The sequence below is a fragment of the Pseudoalteromonas sp. MTN2-4 genome (genome assembly GCF_042848605.1).
Lineage (GTDB): Bacteria > Pseudomonadota > Gammaproteobacteria > Enterobacterales > Alteromonadaceae > Pseudoalteromonas.
The window spans coordinates 47,018-64,154 of record NZ_BTGK01000009.1 but is presented as its reverse complement, the minus strand read 5'-3'; the positions used below and the strand labels follow the sequence as shown (position 1 = coordinate 64,154).

Here is a 17,137-nt window from a genome sequence, read left to right as displayed (position 1 = left end):
AAAGCTAACAAGGAACAAAAGCTTAACTTGTTATTAGGTATGACAAAACCCGCAGTTAAAATACCACATAATATATGTTTATGAAAAAGGAACGGATTACATGTAATTACACAATGTACCGTTTGCTCAGATCCGTGAGATGTTTAAACGAAGAGGGAGTGCGATAGTTTTTATTTTTTATATAAAAACCGCGTGCATAACACGCGGCTTTTCAATACTTAATCTGAGATTAAGCTTCAGCAATAACGATTACTTTGATAGTAGCAGTTACGTCTGAGTGTACAGAGATTGCAACGTCAAATTCGCCAGTCTCACGGATAGTACCTAGAGGTAGACGAACTTCTGATTTAGCAACTTCAACACCAACAGCTGAGATAGCGTCAGCGATGTCACGTGTACCGATAGAACCGAATAGCTTACCTTCGTCACCAGCTTTAGATACTAGAGTAACTTCAGCTAATGCTTCTAGCTTCTCAGCGCGTGCTTGAGCAGCTGTTAGTTCTTCAGCAATCTTCGCTTCTAATTCAGCGCGACGAGCTTCGAAAGTTTCGATGTTAGCTTTAGTCGCTGGAACTGCTTTACCTTTAGGGAATAAGAAGTTACGAGCGAAGCCAGATTTAACTGCAACTTGGTCACCTAAGTTACCAAGGTTTGCGATCTTGTCTAGTAGAATAACTTGCATGTTTCTACACCTTTTAAAAACGAGTTAATCCGCTGCTTACTTATGTAAGTCAGTGTATGGAAGAAGGGCTAAGTAGCGAGCACGCTTGATAGCAGTTGCTAGCTGGCGCTGGTATTTAGCGCTAGTACCTGTGATACGGCTAGGTACGATTTTGCCACTTTCAGTTACATAGTTTTTAAGAGTAGCTAGATCTTTGTAATCGATTTGTTGTACGCCTTCCGCTTTGAAACGGCAGAACTTACGACGTCTGAAATAACGTGCCATGAGTAATTTCCTCAATTAATTCTTTCAATATGTTGTGCATGTAAGACAAGTTGACTTAAACCATTTCGGTTTTCGTGACGATTTAAAAAACCGCGTACTTGTATTGCCTGCCCAACGTATAAATGCTGTGTTTGATTCTGCAATTGTGCACCGCTTGCAACCACACTTAGACGAACATAACTATTTCTGTTTAGTTCGGCTTCGACTTGCATTGATTTGTGCTCAAGTACAAACGTGCAATGTGGAATACCAGCTGGGCTTTGACTAAATTTGGGTGTTTTACAAACCGTACCCGAGAGCACATATTGATTTGTATACAGATCAGGCTGTGTCACCTATTTAATCAATCCAGATTCAATAACGATTAAGCAGAAGCTGCTTCTTTTTTCTCTTCTTTAACAAGAGGAGACGCTTCAGTTACAGCGTTTTTAGTACGCATAACTAGGTTACGTAGCACTGCATCGTTGTAGCGGAAAGAAGTTTCAAGCTCGTTGATTACTTCAGTTGGTGCTTCAACGTTCATTAGAACATAGTGTGCTTTGTGAAGCTTTTCGATTGGGTAAGCCAGTTGACGACGACCCCAGTCTTCTAGACGGTGAATTTGACCACCAGCTTCAGTGATAGAACCAGTATAACGCTCGATCATACCAGGTACTTGCTCACTTTGATCTGGGTGAACCATGAATACGATTTCGTAATGACGCATGGATATTCCTTACGGTTAATATAGCCTTGTCCCGTTTCGGCCAGTCGGGGGAAGGCAAGGAACTAAATGTGATAGCCGAAATGAGCGCGTATTTTACGTTGAGTTGGGAGTTTTAGCAATGAAAAAAGCAAGGAAAGACTAATTTTTAATCAGATTATAGTTGAATAAGGATATATTTGAAGAAGAAGATTGGAGCGGCACACGAGGTTCGAACTCGTGACCTCGACCTTGGCAAGGTCGCGCTCTACCAGCTGAGCTAGTGCCGCATTCCATAGTTAGCTCTATGTTGTTGGTAACATTGCGAAGGTCGCGTCTATTACCCGAAGCAGCTGAGCTAGTGCCGCATTCCATATTTAGCTATTAATTTGTTTGTAATATCGCAAAGGTCGCGTCTATTACCCGACGCAGCTGAGCTAGTGCCGCATCACATAATTAACTCTTAATTTGTCGGTAAATACGCAAGGTCGCGTCATTTCCTATAGCAGCTGAGTTAGTACTGCATATAATTAGTTATACACTAATTAATTTGCGTAAAAGCAAGATTAAGAAGTTGGAGCGGCACACGAGGTTCGAACTCGTGACCTCGACCTTGGCAAGGTCGCGCTCTACCAGCTGAGCTAGTGCCGCATTCCATAGTTAGCTCTATATTGTTAGTAACATTGCAAAGGTCGCGTCTATTACCTGGAGCAGCTGAGCTAGTGCCGCATTCCATAGTTAGCTCTATATTGTTAGTAACATTGCAAAGGTGGCGTCTATTACCTGGAGCAGCTGAGCTAGTGCCGCATTCCATAGTTAGCTCTATGTTGTTGATAACATCGCAAAGGTCGCGGCTGTTACCTGGAGCAACTGAGCTAGTGCCGCATCACAATATTTGCTCTAGAAATAAAAAACCCCGCAGAGTTACTCTCTTAAGCGGGGCAGGATTCTACAATAATGCAGGTGCTTTGCAAGCAGTTTTTAAAGATTAAAGAACTTTTCTTTATAAACCTTTAATTCCATTATTGAATCTTTTATGTCGTCTAGTGCAAGGTGTGAGCTTTTCTTTTTAACTTCACTAAGCAATTCAGGCTTCCAGCGGCGAGCTAGCTCTTTCACTGTACTCACATCTAGGTTGCGATAGTGAAAGTAAGCCTCAAGTTCAGGCATATACTTATTTAAAAAGCGGCGGTCCTGTCCAATCGAATTACCACACATAGGCGAACTACCAGGTGGTACCCACTCTTTTAAAAATTCTAAAGTTTGTGCAATGGCATCGTCTTCAGTGAACTTGCTGGCTTTACAGCGTGCTGTCAAACCTGAACGACCGTGTTGATTAGTACACCACTCGTCCATGTTATCTAACAACTCATCACTCTGATGAATAGCAATAACAGGCCCTTCAGCTAATACATTTAAATCGCCGTCAGTAATAACCGTAGCAATTTCTAGGATTTTATCTGTTTTAGGCTCTAAGCCCGTCATTTCAAGATCTAGCCAGATCAAATTTGATTCATTAAAAGACATAAACTACCTTAGCGGTACTTCCTTTAGATCCAATGCAATTAGATATATCATATTAGCTTCACTTGTTTACCTAAAGCTTTTTTTTTAAAAGCGCTTAATTTAATTGAGTTATAGCCCATTTAAGCCATGCTCACAAAGTAAACAGAGTGATTTTAGGCAATTTTATTAATTGCGATTTTGATCAGTGACAAGCTAAGTAACTATGGCAAAACAAAAGAAACTCAGTAAAGGCCAATCCCGTCGGATCAGTGCCAACCATCAAAAACGCTTGCGTAAAGCTAAACAGCAGCATGGCGAGCAACAAGATACCCAGTGGCAAACCGACAATTTAGGTCCGACTGAAAAAGCAGTGGTAATAAGCCGTTTCGGCCAACATGCCGATATAGAAACCACTGATAGCGAAGTATTACGCTGTAATATTCGCAGAACCGTTGGCGGTTTAGTATGCGGTGATGAAGTATTCTTTCGTCGTGCCAAAGTCAGTGATGGTGACCTCGCTGGTGTTATAGAGGCCATTGAAGAGCGACGCTCACAGCTTACACGCCCTGACTTTTATGATGGCGTTAAAGTCGTTGCTGCAAACATTGACCAAATTTTAATGGTGTCTGCAATTTTGCCTGAGTTCACCCCACAAATTATCGACCGATATTTAGTTGCTTGTGAAGATATGGGTATCGAGCCCATCTTAGTGCTGAATAAGATCGACTTAATTGATGATGAAGGGCTTGAGTTCATTAATGAGATTTTAGATATCTATCGTGAATTAGGTTACAAAGTTCACCTTGTTAGTACCAAAACTGGTGAAGGCATTAACGCGCTTAAGCAAATCTTAGTTGGTAAAAACAACATCTTTGTAGGCCAATCAGGGGTGGGTAAATCAACGCTCGTCAATACCGTTTTGCCTGATGCAGATATTCTTACCAAAGAAGTCTCTGAAAACAGCGGTCTAGGTCAGCACACCACGACTGTATCACGATTACATCACTTACCGAGCGGCGGAAACTTGATTGATTCACCGGGGATCCGTGAGTTTGGTCTATGGCATCTAGATGTTGAACGCGTAACTTGGTGCTTTAAAGAGTTCCGCGAGTATATTGGTGGTTGTCGTTTTAGAGATTGTAAACACCTTAATGATCCTGGGTGTATTTTAGTAGAAGCCGTTGAGCAGGGTAAAATTACTGAGTTACGTTTTGACAGCTACCACCGTATTCTAGAATCAATGGCTGATGGCCGCGCGGGTGCTCGCGCGCCAAGAGTTTAAAAAATTTACAGTTTTTATGTTAGTATCTGCGCTAATTATTTTTAGGAATTTATAGTCCCCATGGATAAATTTAAAATTGCCATGCAATACGCCATGCCTAAGCATGGGATCTCTCGCCTAGTTGGTAAATTGGCTGCTGCCGAAGCAGGCTCCGTGACAACTTCTTTAATTAAGGCGTTTATCAAGCAGTATAAGATTGATATGAGCGAGGCACTTTACGAAGATCCTGCGCACTATAAAACCTTTAATGAGTTCTTTACTCGCCCATTAAAACCAGGCATTCGCCCATTAACAGAAGATGAAAGCATCATTACTCACCCTGTAGATGGCGCTATCAGTCAATTAGGCGATATTGTTGATGGTCAGCTTATTCAAGCTAAAGGTCATAACTACAGCGTACAAGATTTACACGGTGGTGATAAAGATGATGCAGACCCATTTATGGGTGGTAAATTTGCCTGTATTTATTTAGCACCAAAAGACTATCACCGTATCCACATGCCAATTGACGGCACGCTGCGTAAGATGATTTACGTACCGGGCGATTTATTCTCGGTAAATCCACTTACAGCGAAAAATGTGCCTAACTTGTTTGCACGTAACGAGCGTGTCGTGGCGATTTTCGACACCAAAGTGGGCCCACTTGCGATGACCTTAGTAGGTGCAACGATTGTAGCAAGCATTGAAACGATTTGGGCAGGGACAGTTACACCACCTGCAGGTCGCGACGTGATGACATGGAATTACCCTGTTGAAGGCGACAAAGCAATCCATTTAAAGAAAGGCGATGAAATGGGCCGCTTTAAGCTTGGCTCAACGGTCATTTTAGCTTGGGGTAAAGATCAAGCTGACTTCTTAGGTAGCGAGCAGCCTGAAACAGTAACTCGTATGGGCACACCATTCGCGACAATTGAATAATACTAATTAAACTTTAGTTAATTAATATAAATAGAAAAGCCACCATACTTTGTATAGATGGCTTTTTTTGAATCTAGAAACTCGTTTTATTAAAAAACAAAAAACCCAGCCGAGGCTGGGTTTTTGAATTCTGTAAAACTAAAATTACTTGATTTTAGCTTCTTTGAAAATCACGTGCTTACGTACTTTAGGATCGTACTTTTTGATTTCCATTTTTTCAGGCATGTTACGCTTGTTCTTGTCGGTAGTGTAGAAATAACCAGTACCAGCAGTTGAAACTAAACGGATCTTATCACGCATGATTCAGCTCCTTAAACTTTTTCGCCGCGAGCACGGATATCTACTAATACCGCGTCGATGCCTTTTTTATCGATAATACGCATACCTTTAGTAGTAGTACGTAAAGTAACAAAACGTTTTTCGCTTTCAACCCAGAAACGGTGTGTTTGTAGGTTAGGTAGGAAGCGACGCTTAGTAGCGTTGCGCGCGTGTGAACGGTGGTTACCTACCACTGGGCGCTTACCTGTAACTTGACAGACTTTAGACATGTCTATATATCTCCAATAACTTCGCTCGAGCTTAATTTTCCCTTGGGCCTTAACTGTTTGCCCTGGGGTAAATCAGAGGGCGCTCTTTATACAGCATTAGCAGGCAAAGATCAAGGATCTAGTCCTATCAATCAGCTCATATGTAAATTTGATAGCGGCCAATTATAATGATCGAATCGTGCTTAGGAAAGTAAAAACTGCATTTAAATTAAACTAATTTGCAATATTTTGAGCAAAGGTGCGTTTTTTAACGTTTTCTTTCTGTAAATCACTTAAATCAAGCCTCGCTGTGCAAAAGATATACAGCGATTCCCTGCAACAATAAGGTGATCTAATACATGAATGTCCACTAAAGCGAGGGCTTTTTGTAACTTTTGGGTAATTAACTTATCGGCTTCACTTGGCTCAGCAATACCACTGGGATGATTGTGCGCAAAAATTAATGACGCCGCATTATGCTTCAATGCCGCTTTAACTACTTCTCTAGGATAAACACTCGCCGCGTTTATTGTGCCATTAAATAAAATCTCGTCATGAATAAGTTGGTTCTGGTTATCTAAATACAAGGCCATAAACACTTCGTGCTCTAACCCTTTTAATTGTAAGCACAAGTAGTCATTCACCGCATCCGGCGAAGTGAATACCGTATCGCGTAAGCATGCTTCACGCATATAGCGTTTACTCAATTCAAGCACAGCTTGTAATTGTACATATTTGGCCTCTCCCAAGCCTTTAAAAGCAGAGAACTCTTTTAAGCTGGCATTAAATAAGTTTTGTAATGACCGACTTTGCGATAATAATGACTCTGCCAGCTCAATGGCATTCATGCCGGCGATTCCAGTTCTTAAAAATATTGCCAAAAGCTCTGCATCACTCAATGCATGCGGGCCTTTTTTCAGTAACTTTTCTCTCGGTAGGGTGTGTTTTGGTAATGCACTCAATTGCATAGTTTGTCCTTAATTCCTTTGTTCCTAGGCACTAAAGTGTAGTCAAAGGATCATAAAAGACAAAAGCAGGTTACCCCTCAGTCACTTCTCTATGGTAGAGTTTAAGCAAGTTTTTACTGGATTTAACAAGCTATGAAACAGGCAAAAAATATTGTTTTGGGGATCAGTGGCGGTATTGCTGCTTATAAATGTGCAGAATTAGTTCGACGATTAAAAGAGCGCAACTGCAATGTCAAAGTGGTTATGACCGATTCTGCCAAGCATTTTATTACTCCACTGACTATGCAAGCGGTATCTGGAGAACCTGTTTCTGATTCTTTACTCGACCCGAGTGCTGAAGCGGCCATGGGCCATATTGAATTTGCCAAATGGGCTGACTTAATTCTCGTTGCCCCAGCAAGTTCAAACATCATCGCGAAAATGGCAGCGGGTATTGCCGATGATTTACTCACCACTTTGCTGCTGGCAACGCCTGCTAAAGTAGCCGTTGCACCAGCAATGAATCAACAAATGTACGCTCACCCTGCAACGCAAGCCAATTTGAAAAGGCTTGCAGAGCGTGGCGTTGATATTTGGGGTCCGGGTAAAGGCGAACAAGCATGTGGCGATGTGGGCGCAGGTAGAATGCTAGAGCCAATGGAACTCGTTGAACTTTGTAGGTGCGATGACATTGAACCAATTCTAGCAGGTAAAAGCATTGCCATTACTGCAGGCCCGACGCGAGAAGCCCTCGATCCAGTGCGTTATATCAGCAACCACAGCTCAGGCAAAATGGGCTATGCCATTGCAGAAGCAGCCCTTAAGTTAGGTGCAAAAGTGACCCTTATATCAGGCCCTGTGACTTTAACGCCACCAACAAAGGCTGAAGTCATCCAAGTCAGTAGTGCATTAGAGATGCGAGATGCTGCCCTTGAACACGCACAAAACTCAGATATTTTTATCGGTTGTGCTGCAGTTGCGGATTATCGCGCAGCCAATGTGGCAGAGCAAAAAATCAAAAAACAAGGCGACGAAATCACCCTCACTATGGTGAAAAATCCAGACATCATTGCCGAAGTTGCCGCCCTTCAAAACAATTGCCCTTATACGGTAGGTTTCGCAGCTGAAACACAAGATGTTGAAAAATATGCCAAAGGCAAATTAGAAAAGAAAAACCTGAATATGATCTGCGCCAATGACGTTTCTCAAGAAGGGCTTGGCTTTAACTCAGATCACAATGCGTTAACATTGTTCTGGCATGATGAACAGCGCAATTTAGGAGTCAATAGTAAAGCTGAGCTAGCAACGTCTCTACTAAAGGCACTAGCCGAAAAGCTATAAAAACCCTTAAAACAAAGGCTTACAAAGGTGTATTTTTTTCAGTACAAAACATGAATGAAAGTCACTTGAAAACACTAGCACCAAGCTGAATAAACCATTAACATATCCCCAACAAAGTGTGAGCTTGTTGGGGTTTGCACTGAATTATGCGCCGCATAATTCAAAGTATAAATAGAACATAATAACGATAAATTAAAGGACCATTCATGCCAGCGACTAAGCGCAGTAATCGCAAAGAGCAAATACTACAATCTCTCGCACAAATGCTTGAAACCAGCCCTGGTCAACGTATCACAACAGCTAAATTAGCAGCTGAGGTGGGCGTATCTGAAGCGGCGTTGTACCGTCACTTTCCAAGCAAAGCACGCATGTTTGAAGGTTTAATTGAATTCATTGAAGACACCCTACTTTCTCGTATCAATATCATTTTAGATAACGAAAAAGAAACGCAGGGTCGTATTTATAACATCTTGCTGCTCATTCTTGCATTCGCAGAGAAAAACCCTGGGATCACTCGCATTCTTACTGGTGATGCACTTCAAGGTGAACAAGAGCGTTTGCGTGAACGCATTCAAGGCCTATTTGAAAAGTTAGAAACCCAGTTCAAACAAGTTCTACGTGAACGTAAACTTCGAGAAGGCAAAGCCTTTACTACCGACGAAGCTGCATTGGCCAATTTCTTCCTAGCTTACATCGAAGGCAAAATGAACCAGTTTGTTCGCAGTGATTTTAAAACTCGCCCAAGCAGTCAATTTGAAGCACAGTGGCAAGAGTTGCAAAAAATCTGGTTAGCTTAATCGCCAATTAAATTCTAAAAAGCGACAGATGTCGCTTTTTTTGTGCCCAAAAATCACTGTTTCACCTCTCATACCAATCCTCTTAATTAAGTGTTCTGTTTTGAGGCAAGTAAAATTTGTCGGTAGCACCGCTCACGCGTTCTGCTATCGTTGAGGTACCGACTTCCATGTAGGCAAGGCGAAAATTTTGCTATTTAGTTGTTCTAAATAAGAAATTTTCAACAAAGCTAACGTCAGTTTTAATCTCTCAAAATGATTAAGTCTTATTGAGGATTGGTATCTTACTGTTATTGACCGCATCGCTCTTTTGTCTTTACCTGCTGCGTGATAAAAAAAACCTTTATAAGTAAAATTAGGTTTGCACCATGAAGGCGTTCCACTCTCTTATTGCAGCCAGTGTGCTGTGCAGCTTGCCTGTTGCGGCGAAATCAAACCTTGAGTTTAAAGATGTATTTGATTTTCGCTATGCACAAGGCCAGCAACTTTCTGAAAACGGCCAATTTCTGACTTTTTCTGCAAAGCCTTATCGCGGCAACAGCGAAGGCTTAGTCTATGACTTAACAACAAACAAAATCATTGCCCGAGTTCCGCAAGGCACTAAGCCACAGATCAACAAGGCTGCAAACTGGGTGGCGTTCACCCAAGTGCCTACTCTATTAGAAAAAGAAACCACCAAGAAAAAAGATAAGAAGAAACTAAAAAATCATCTTATTTTGATTAATACCAACACACATAAGCAAACCACCTTTGCTGAAGTAGTTGATTACCAGATCAGTGATGACGGTAACTGGCTTGCTTATCGCACCAAAGAAAAACCAGAAGACGATAAAACAGACCATAAAGCTGACAAGCCTGAAAGCGAAATTAAGGCAGATAAAAAAGACAAGTTTTATTCACTGGTAATCGTAAACCTGCGTGATATGAGCAAAACCACCATTGAACATGTTGGTAAGTTTGCGCTGAGCCCTAAAGAATATGGCGTACTATTTAATGTTCATGCTAAGCATGGTGCAAAAAACCACATTGGCTTTTTTGATTTAAACACGCAAACGCAAAGCAGTTTATTCAACGAGCCAGGGGTCACCTTAAGCCAAGCAATTTGGCACCCTAAAAAGCCTATTGTTGCTTTTAACATGGCCAATTATGTCAATGATGATACACGTCGTCGCGACCATCAAATTAGTCTATGGCACAGTGATACCAATACCTTAAAAGAGATTGATAACCCAGCAGGGTGGTTCACAGGTAAAACAGCTAAACTAACCTGGTCTGAGCAAGGTGAGCGCTTATACTTCCAAAACCGCCCCCTGCTTGAAGCTAAAGAAAAAGAGTTGAAGTATAAAGACGAAGCATCTCTCACTGACTTCGACACTATTCGTGCGCAAAAAGGCCTACAGGTTTGGCACAATAACGATGCTGAAATTAAAACCCGTGAAGCCAAAACATGGCAACAAGCGAATAAAAACCGCCACTATCAAGCAGTTTATCATCTAAATGGTGAGCAAGTTGTGCAGCTTGCTAACGAGCAAGCGCCAAATATTCGCTTAAACACCGAATCGAACTTCTTACTCGCAAGTAACGATAAGCCACATTTAGAACGCATTATGTATGAAGGCTTCTTCAACGATTATGCTGCCATTAATGTGAAAACTGGCGATCAAACCAAGATCATCGAAGGTTCACCGTTTAGACCAAGCCTGTCTCCGACTGGTAGCCATGCTGCGTTCTTTAAAGACCAGCAGGTTTGGTTAAAAGACTTATCATCGCAATCTCTGTCACCTTTAACCAAAGCTATAAAAGAGGCGATTTTCGCCGACGACAAGCACGACTACCCGAGCGAGCAACCTGGCTATGGTTTTGCAGGTTGGCAACTTGATGGTTCAATTGTGTATGTCTACTCGAAGTTTGATATTTGGGCATTCGACGTCAATACACAACACGCGACTCGATTAACAAAGGGCCGCGAAACAAACACCCAATACCGCGTAAAGTATCTTGATCAAAATCAGCTTGGTTTTGCTACAAATGACACCTTAATGCTGCATACCCACAACACTGAAAATAAACAGTCGGGCTTGGCAACGCTGGACCTAGCAACAGGTAAAGTAAAAACAGTACTAAAAGGCGAAGCCCGCTATGCACTAGTCGCTAAAGCTAAACATGCCGACAAACTGATTTTCACCACAGAAAGCTATCATCAGTTCCCTGATTTTTGGCAAACCACCAGCACATTCGCAAAGACTAAAAAAGTGACAGACTTAAACCCACAAGTGAAGAACTTTGCATGGGGTGGCAAACCTGAATTAGTGCAATATAAAGGTTATAACGGCGAAGACTTACAAGGTGTGCTAATCAAACCTGCTGGCTATAGAGAAGGTGATAAAGTACCTACGGTGATTTATTTCTACCGCTATATGAGCCAACGTATGTATAACTTCCCGAAAATGGAATTAAACCACAGACCGAACTTCCCAATGTTTACCTCGAACGGTTACGCATTGTTCTTACCTGATATTCGTTTTGAAATTGGTAAGCCGGGCCCATCATCAACTCAAACCATGATCAACGCCGCGCAAAAGCTGATTGATATGGGGGTTGCACACCCTGATAAGATTGGTTTACAAGGTCACTCTTGGGCAGGCTACCAAAGTGCCTTTATGATCACGCAAACAGATATGTTTAAAGCGGTTGTATCGGGCGCGCCAGTGTCTAACATGACATCAGCTTATAGTGGTATTCGTTTAAAGTCGGGTCTTGCTCGTCAGTTCCAGTATGAAACTGGCCAGAGCCGTATTGGTAAACCGCTGACACAAGCACTCGATTTATACATTGAAAACTCGCCTGTATTCTTTGCCGACAAAGTAAATACACCTGTGCTGATCATGTTTGGTGATGACGATGGCGCGGTACCATGGCAAGAAGGCATTCAATACTACTTAGCACTTCGTAGACACAATAAAGATGCCATTTTCTTACAATACGAGGGCGAGCCACATCACTTGAAGAAATTCCCGAACCAAGTAGATTTCTCAATTCGTATGATGGAGTACTTTGATCATCACCTAAAAGGAAAACCTGCGGCTGATTGGATCAAAAACGGAGTTAAACACCAGCCTGAGTAATTGAACAACCGATAAAAAATACAATTAATAAAGCCTGCAACCGCAGGCTTTATTAATTAACCTGAACTCTGGATAATAAACCTCTTAACCAAAGCTCAGGTTAATTAGAGCAAGTTTGTCTGGATAACTATGCGTTGGTTTTAATTAACACTTGATCTGCAAACCAATCACTCAACAGCTGTTTTTCATAGATGAAAGACTTATCTAGCTCTTTATTAATACGATCCATAAAGCTCATGTCTTTTAGTACCAGCTTCTCGGCGCTGCTTACTGTTACACCTGATTTATCTTGTAAGGCATAACTAATGGTCAATTTAGGAAAATAGATTCGCTTTATCACACGTATTTCTTGCATGCCCATTCTCGAGTCGCCAGCAAGATCGATGTCATCAAAAGTCACATTCAATTTGTAACCTTCGGGTAACTGCTCAGCCAATTTGCTGATGTGCTTTTCAAAATGTTTAGTGACACGTTTGTGATATGACCGTTTTGCTTCATTTGCAGGGTGCACATCGTGGTAATCGTTAAAATCTTTCCAAGTAATTTTTGCCTCTCCAGCGATACTTAGAAATGGCATACTCAAAGCGAGTAAGGTGAAACATAACTTTTTCATGATGACTTCCTAATTGCGTTTTGTGTATATATTGAACAAAAAAGTACGTAATTGGAACCCTTTCAGGGTCACAATTACACACTTTTACACATCACACTCTAAAGTGCTACTTTTTTGTACAAAAAAGTAGTGAGTACAACACAGGTACGACTCCTAATGTCAAAAGGGTCGAAAACAATAGTCCGCCCATAATAGTCAGTGCCATAGGCTCCCACATTTCACCGCCGCCTAAGTACAGTGGAATTAAGCCCAATACAGTTGTCGCGGTTGTCAGTAAAATTGGTCGCATCCGCTGTTGTGCAGCATAAATAATGGCTTGTATAGGATTACTGCTATCTTCGTCTAGCTCCATCTTAATGCGCTCAAGCAATACAATCGCATTGTTGATCACAATACCCGCCAGCGAAATTACTCCTAGTAGTGTCATAAAACCAAAAAATGACTGGCCGAGTAATAACGCAGCCACTACACCGACAAAACCAAGTGGGATAGTTGTAAGCACAATGACCGACTTACGGATCGAGTTAAACTGGCCTATTAACAAAATCACGATAATAAAGACAGCTATCGGCATCTTATCGGCAATTGACTGGTTGGCTTTGCCCGATGACTCTGCTTCACCTCCGAGCTCATAGTCATAGCCATAAGGCCAATTTGCTTTTTGTTCCTCAAGCCAAGGGAGCAACTGGGCAAACCCTTCATTGGCGGTAATTCCTTCAATTTGCGCCCCAACTTTAACGGCTTTTAGGCGATCTCGACGTAAAATCTGGGCGCTTTCCCAAACCACTTCGATGTCAGCAACTTGCTTCAATGGCACGGAACGACCTGTTGCTTGAGAATACACCACCATAGCTTCAAGTTTACCAATATCTTGCCTATCACCAGCGATTGAACGCAAGGTAATCGGAATAAGCTCGTCGCCCTCTCGGTATTTGGTAAGCTCCATACCACTTAAGCCTGTTTGCAATGAATTTGCAATATCTCGACTAGACAAGCCCGCTCTGCGAGCTCTTGCTTGATCGATTTTGATTTGCAGCTTTTTAATTGGTAAACCCCAATCATCACTGATTGACTTTAGGCCCGTGGTTTCGCGCATTTTCGCTTTTAATTCATCAACAATACCCATAAGTACATTGATATCATCACCAAGTAATCTAACTTCAACCGGGTTTGCTATCGGTGCCCCATTTTCGATTTTTCGCAGCTTTAAGAGCAGATCAGGGTGACGTGCCAACGCATAGTCTTCAATTTGCTTCATCACTTTATCAATATACTTATAAGACGTCGTGGTGATGATCATTAAGGCATAGTTCGAGCTGGTTGGCTCAGGGCTATGCGTTAACAAAAACCTAGGTCCACCGTTACCGATATAGCTCACCCAATCAGTAACGCCTTGCTCTGTTTGGTCGTTTACTTTTAAGTTGTTGGCAATAAACGATTCTACATCACGCACAACCGACTCTGTTGCAGTAATGCGCGTACCAATAGGAAGCTCTAATTCAACTTTGAAATAATCACGGTCTGACGGAGGAAAAAACAATTTAGGCACGTACTGCATACCTTGAATAGCTATAAACAACATACCCATACAGCCAAGTACCGTGAACCAACGATACTTAATCAGTCCAGACAAAATGTTTTTATAGAACAAATAAAAGCCTGTATCGTAATTAGTAGACTCTTTCTTCACCTTAGTAAAATACACGCACAGCATTGGGATCATAGTCATCGCCAATAACCAAGAACATAGCAAGGTAATAGTCACCACTTTAAATAGCGAGGCGGTATATTCCCCCGTCGTCGATTCTGCTAAAAAGATAGGTAAAAACGCCGCGCCCGTTGTGAGAGACGACACCAACAATGGAATTTTCAGCTCTTGTGCCGAATCAACTGCTGCGTCTATGGCCGCTTTCCCTCGTTCCATCTGAACCATGATGTTTTCAGACATCACGATACCGTTGTCTACCAGCATGCCTAATGCGATGATCAATGCTGCCAAAGAGATTTGGTCTATGCTGATATTGAAAAAAGACATCACCAAAATGCCTAACACCATACTCATCGGAATAAGACTCGCGACAATCAAACCCGTTCTTAGACCAAGACTAAACAACATGACCACTGTCACAACTAAAACAGCTTGTACAAGGTTAGACACAAAATCCGAGACTTTCTTTTCAACTTCTTTGGGTAAGAATGACAGCAGCTTGAACTCAACCCCAATCGGATAAACCGATTCAAGATGGTGCAGCGCATTAATGACTTGCTCACCGAGCAGTAGGTTATTACCACCTTGGCGCATAGAGATGGCTATGGTCATGCCGCTTTGCTGGGCAACTCTCACCTTGCTCTTAGCAGGGTCGACGTAATCCCGGTAGACACGGGCAATATCACTGAGCAAGATCACTTGCTGGCTACCCGACACATTGATGATGGTGTTAGCAATATCTTCGACTGACTCAAAATTACCACTTGGCTCCAACGCCAAAGTTTCATCTTCAATGTAAATTGAGCCGCCTGGGTTAACGATGTTACGAGCCGCGAGTTGATCTTTTAATTGATTTGGGGTGATACCCAGTGCCGCCATTTTGGCATTTTCAAACTCAATGAAAACTCGCTGCTCTTGTATACCAAAGATGTCGACTTTGGCGGCTTCTGGCAAGCGAAGCAATTGATCTCGCACTTGCTCAGCTACTTCTTCCATTTCGCGATAGGTGTAACCCTCGGCAGTTAAGCCAATGACTACGCCAAACACATCACCAAACTCATCATTGACGATAGGCGCTCTTGCATCGCTCGGTAAATCTTTTTCAATCGACTGAATTTTACGGCGTAAGTTATCCCATATCGGCCGCATCTCTTTATAGCTTTCTTTAATGTTGACGCTGACAATCGATACTCCCGTTTTTGAGGTACTACTGACAAAATCGAGTTCAGGAATTTGCTGTACTACTTTCTCAATTTTATCTGTCACTAGCTCTTCAACACGTTGTGGGCTTGCCCCCGGAAAGTGAGTCACCACTTGTGCGGTACGGATAATAAAACCTGGGTCATAGTCTTTCGGCATTTTGTCAAAGGCGAGTATCCCCGACAGTAAGAGCACGAGGATCAACACCCATGTGGTGCGATTATTTTCTAAAGCGAGGCGAGTAATATTCATTACTTACCTCCTGAAAACTTCACTATTTGTCCGTCAGTTACCTTGCTCATACCCGCGGTAACAACAAAAGCCCCCTGCTCTACGCCTGAAATAACAGGAAAGCCTAGTGATGAAATTTCGCCAATTACGACTGGTGTTTTCATTATTTTACCCTTGTTTGCTCCTTGAGATTCGACCGTCCAAACATAATTACCTTGGCTATCTTTTAATACCGTCGCTAACGGTAAATACAGGTTTGCAGCTGTTCGACTTGGTGTCCCAGCCATCACTTTTGCCGTCATACCAGGTAAAATATTGTAGCCTTCAGGGGGTAACATACTAAAAGTCACTTCATAAGTTTTTGTCGCTTCATCAGCTTGTGTACTAATTTCGACAAATTCCAGCGGAAAACGCTCTTCTTTTATCGCAGCAAATTCAGCAAACACCTGTTTTGGCGCTTCTTTACTGACGCGGATCATGATGCTTTCAGGCACATTCACTTTTAAGTTAATGTGCTCGATATCTTGTAATGTCGCAATGGCTTGTTTGGCTTGTATCTCTTCAAATTGTTCTACATGAGTTCGTGATACAACACCAGTAAATGAGGCTTTTAAAGTGGTATATGCAAGATTATTTTTCGCATTTGCTAACTTAGTTTTAGCACTCGTAAATTGCGACTTTAATTTATCGTAATCAGATTGACTAATGGTACCCGACACAATCAATTGTTCTGCTCGAGCAAAATCAGCTTTGGCCTTATCAAAATTTGCTTGTGCTTCGTCTACAGCTAATTTGTAATCTGTATCATCTATGTGCGCAATCAGATCACCCGCTTGTACCGGTTGACCTTGCTTTACATATAAATCGGTAATAGAGCCTGACACTTTAAACGACAAGTCTGCGGTGCTCGCCGCATCCACAACAGCCGGAAATTCCTGTAATGGTCCTTCTGTTTGCTTAACAAGTTGCAATGTTCTGACAGGCCTTAGTTTTCCTTGATTAGCCATATCACTTTGCGGTTCAGAACAGCCAGTAAGTATGATCGTCAGAGTTGCGACCATCAAAAGCATTTGTCTTGTTTTCATTGTCTTATCACCATGATGTAGTTGTTATGTCAAAGGGCAGGATGTAACACACTATAATTACATGCCGTTAATTCTAGTCGACTTTTCAAGTTTTATAAGAATAACAGGCTGTATTCTAAAAATTTATTACCAACTTAGATGCCATATTTTACGTTTTCAAGCATAAAAAAACCGAAGCCTTTGAGCTTCGGTTTGCAATAAAGTTTCAAAATAAATAAAGAAGTGAAATAAA

Annotated in this window: 16 protein-coding genes and 2 tRNA genes; 5 read left to right on the top strand and 13 right to left on the bottom strand. The window is 41.9% G+C overall.

Features of this window, described 5'->3' with window-relative positions; all coding sequences use genetic code 11:
- Window positions 1-229: 229 nt before the first annotated feature.
- The 7 genes from rplI to orn all read right to left on the bottom strand — a co-directional run bounded on the left by rplI (window position 230) and on the right by orn (window position 3,155).
- The gene (gene rplI / locus ACGHEH_RS17630) at window positions 230-682 is read right to left on the bottom strand and encodes a 50S ribosomal protein L9 (protein ID WP_138481601.1); all 453 of its coding nucleotides are present in this window, start codon (window positions 680-682) and stop codon (window positions 230-232) included.
- Between the two features lie 36 nt (window positions 683-718).
- Window positions 719-946 (bottom strand): 30S ribosomal protein S18, encoded by a 228-nt coding sequence (rpsR, locus tag ACGHEH_RS17625; RefSeq protein ID WP_010386263.1) that lies wholly within the window; start codon window positions 944-946, stop codon window positions 719-721.
- An 11-nt stretch (window positions 947-957) separates the two neighbouring features.
- On the bottom strand, window positions 958-1,281 hold the full coding sequence (gene priB / locus ACGHEH_RS17620; RefSeq protein ID WP_130254141.1) for a primosomal replication protein N: 324 nt from the start codon (window positions 1,279-1,281) through the stop codon (window positions 958-960).
- Window positions 1,282-1,310: 29 nt separating this feature from the next.
- Window positions 1,311-1,652, bottom strand: a complete 342-nt coding sequence (rpsF, locus tag ACGHEH_RS17615; protein ID WP_058028561.1) for a 30S ribosomal protein S6 — start codon at window positions 1,650-1,652, stop codon at window positions 1,311-1,313.
- 190 nt (window positions 1,653-1,842) lie between these two features.
- Window positions 1,843-1,918, bottom strand: a tRNA-Gly gene (locus tag ACGHEH_RS17610).
- A gap of 285 nt (window positions 1,919-2,203) precedes the next feature.
- A tRNA-Gly gene (locus ACGHEH_RS17605) sits at window positions 2,204-2,279 on the bottom strand.
- A 330-nt stretch (window positions 2,280-2,609) separates the two neighbouring features.
- Window positions 2,610-3,155, bottom strand: a complete 546-nt coding sequence (gene orn, locus ACGHEH_RS17600; protein ID WP_138628444.1) for an oligoribonuclease — start codon at window positions 3,153-3,155, stop codon at window positions 2,610-2,612.
- Between the two features lie 202 nt (window positions 3,156-3,357).
- Here orn and rsgA point away from each other — a divergent pair, with 202 nt between their 5' ends.
- Both rsgA and asd read left to right on the top strand, forming a co-directional pair.
- Window positions 3,358-4,416 carry a small ribosomal subunit biogenesis GTPase RsgA gene (gene rsgA, locus ACGHEH_RS17595; RefSeq protein WP_390447955.1) on the top strand — a complete coding sequence of 353 codons (1,059 nt, stop codon included), beginning with the start codon at window positions 3,358-3,360 and terminating at the stop codon, window positions 4,414-4,416.
- Window positions 4,417-4,476: 60 nt separating this feature from the next.
- Window positions 4,477-5,334, top strand: a complete 858-nt coding sequence (gene asd / locus ACGHEH_RS17590; RefSeq protein WP_390447952.1) for an archaetidylserine decarboxylase — start codon at window positions 4,477-4,479, stop codon at window positions 5,332-5,334.
- A 144-nt stretch (window positions 5,335-5,478) separates the two neighbouring features.
- Here the strand turns inward: asd and rpmG are convergent, their stop codons facing one another.
- The 3 genes from rpmG to radC form a co-directional block, all read right to left on the bottom strand.
- On the bottom strand, window positions 5,479-5,634 hold the full coding sequence (gene rpmG, locus ACGHEH_RS17585) for a 50S ribosomal protein L33 (RefSeq protein ID WP_005493124.1): 156 nt from the start codon (window positions 5,632-5,634) through the stop codon (window positions 5,479-5,481).
- 11 nt (window positions 5,635-5,645) lie between these two features.
- Entirely contained in the window at window positions 5,646-5,882 is a 237-nt protein-coding gene (gene rpmB / locus ACGHEH_RS17580; RefSeq protein ID WP_058028557.1) for a 50S ribosomal protein L28, read from the bottom strand.
- 272 nt (window positions 5,883-6,154) lie between these two features.
- Window positions 6,155-6,829 (bottom strand): DNA repair protein RadC, encoded by a 675-nt coding sequence (gene radC / locus ACGHEH_RS17575; protein WP_390447946.1) that lies wholly within the window; start codon window positions 6,827-6,829, stop codon window positions 6,155-6,157.
- 132 nt (window positions 6,830-6,961) lie between these two features.
- On the opposite strand from radC, the gene coaBC reads away from it, so the two are divergent.
- The 3 genes from coaBC to ACGHEH_RS17560 all read left to right on the top strand — a co-directional run bounded on the left by coaBC (window position 6,962) and on the right by ACGHEH_RS17560 (window position 12,068).
- Window positions 6,962-8,149 carry a bifunctional phosphopantothenoylcysteine decarboxylase/phosphopantothenate--cysteine ligase CoaBC gene (coaBC, locus tag ACGHEH_RS17570; protein ID WP_390447943.1) on the top strand — a complete coding sequence of 396 codons (1,188 nt, stop codon included), beginning with the start codon at window positions 6,962-6,964 and terminating at the stop codon, window positions 8,147-8,149.
- A 206-nt stretch (window positions 8,150-8,355) separates the two neighbouring features.
- The gene (gene slmA / locus ACGHEH_RS17565) at window positions 8,356-8,946 is read left to right on the top strand and encodes a nucleoid occlusion factor SlmA (protein ID WP_130254124.1); all 591 of its coding nucleotides are present in this window, start codon (window positions 8,356-8,358) and stop codon (window positions 8,944-8,946) included.
- A 365-nt stretch (window positions 8,947-9,311) separates the two neighbouring features.
- On the top strand, window positions 9,312-12,068 hold the full coding sequence (locus tag ACGHEH_RS17560; protein WP_390447940.1) for a S9 family peptidase: 2,757 nt from the start codon (window positions 9,312-9,314) through the stop codon (window positions 12,066-12,068).
- Window positions 12,069-12,195: 127 nt separating this feature from the next.
- Here the strand turns inward: ACGHEH_RS17560 and ACGHEH_RS17555 are convergent, their stop codons facing one another.
- The 3 genes from ACGHEH_RS17555 to ACGHEH_RS17545 form a co-directional block, all read right to left on the bottom strand.
- A complete protein-coding gene (locus ACGHEH_RS17555; protein ID WP_390447937.1) occupies window positions 12,196-12,681 on the bottom strand; it encodes a DUF3016 domain-containing protein in 486 nt (161 codons plus the stop codon).
- A gap of 106 nt (window positions 12,682-12,787) precedes the next feature.
- On the bottom strand, window positions 12,788-15,841 hold the full coding sequence (locus ACGHEH_RS17550; protein ID WP_390447935.1) for an efflux RND transporter permease subunit: 3,054 nt from the start codon (window positions 15,839-15,841) through the stop codon (window positions 12,788-12,790).
- A complete protein-coding gene (locus tag ACGHEH_RS17545; protein ID WP_390447932.1) occupies window positions 15,841-16,905 on the bottom strand; it encodes an efflux RND transporter periplasmic adaptor subunit in 1,065 nt (354 codons plus the stop codon). Before ACGHEH_RS17545 ends, ACGHEH_RS17550 begins: the two co-directional genes overlap by 1 nt.
- Between the last annotated feature and the right edge of the window lie 232 nt (window positions 16,906-17,137).

Bases quoted from the DNA above. Each gene is read 5' to 3' on its own strand.
- rsgA (WP_390447955.1), top strand. From the start codon at position 3,358: ATGGCAAAACAAAAGAAACTCAGTAAAGGCCAATCCCGTCGGATCAGT.
- rpsR (WP_010386263.1), bottom strand. From the start codon at position 946: ATGGCACGTTATTTCAGACGTCGTAAGTTCTGCCGTTTCAAAGCGGAA.
- radC (WP_390447946.1), bottom strand. From the start codon at position 6,829: ATGCAATTGAGTGCATTACCAAAACACACCCTACCGAGAGAAAAGTTA.
- ACGHEH_RS17545 (WP_390447932.1), bottom strand. From the start codon at position 16,905: ATGAAAACAAGACAAATGCTTTTGATGGTCGCAACTCTGACGATCATA.
- rpmG (WP_005493124.1), bottom strand. From the start codon at position 5,634: ATGCGTGATAAGATCCGTTTAGTTTCAACTGCTGGTACTGGTTATTTC.
- ACGHEH_RS17555 (WP_390447937.1), bottom strand. From the start codon at position 12,681: ATGAAAAAGTTATGTTTCACCTTACTCGCTTTGAGTATGCCATTTCTA.
- rpmB (WP_058028557.1), bottom strand. From the start codon at position 5,882: ATGTCTAAAGTCTGTCAAGTTACAGGTAAGCGCCCAGTGGTAGGTAAC.
- ACGHEH_RS17560 (WP_390447940.1), top strand. From the start codon at position 9,312: ATGAAGGCGTTCCACTCTCTTATTGCAGCCAGTGTGCTGTGCAGCTTG.
- asd (WP_390447952.1), top strand. From the start codon at position 4,477: ATGGATAAATTTAAAATTGCCATGCAATACGCCATGCCTAAGCATGGG.
- slmA (WP_130254124.1), top strand. From the start codon at position 8,356: ATGCCAGCGACTAAGCGCAGTAATCGCAAAGAGCAAATACTACAATCT.
- coaBC (WP_390447943.1), top strand. From the start codon at position 6,962: ATGAAACAGGCAAAAAATATTGTTTTGGGGATCAGTGGCGGTATTGCT.
- rplI (WP_138481601.1), bottom strand. From the start codon at position 682: ATGCAAGTTATTCTACTAGACAAGATCGCAAACCTTGGTAACTTAGGT.
- rpsF (WP_058028561.1), bottom strand. From the start codon at position 1,652: ATGCGTCATTACGAAATCGTATTCATGGTTCACCCAGATCAAAGTGAG.
- orn (WP_138628444.1), bottom strand. From the start codon at position 3,155: ATGTCTTTTAATGAATCAAATTTGATCTGGCTAGATCTTGAAATGACG.
- ACGHEH_RS17550 (WP_390447935.1), bottom strand. From the start codon at position 15,841: ATGAATATTACTCGCCTCGCTTTAGAAAATAATCGCACCACATGGGTG.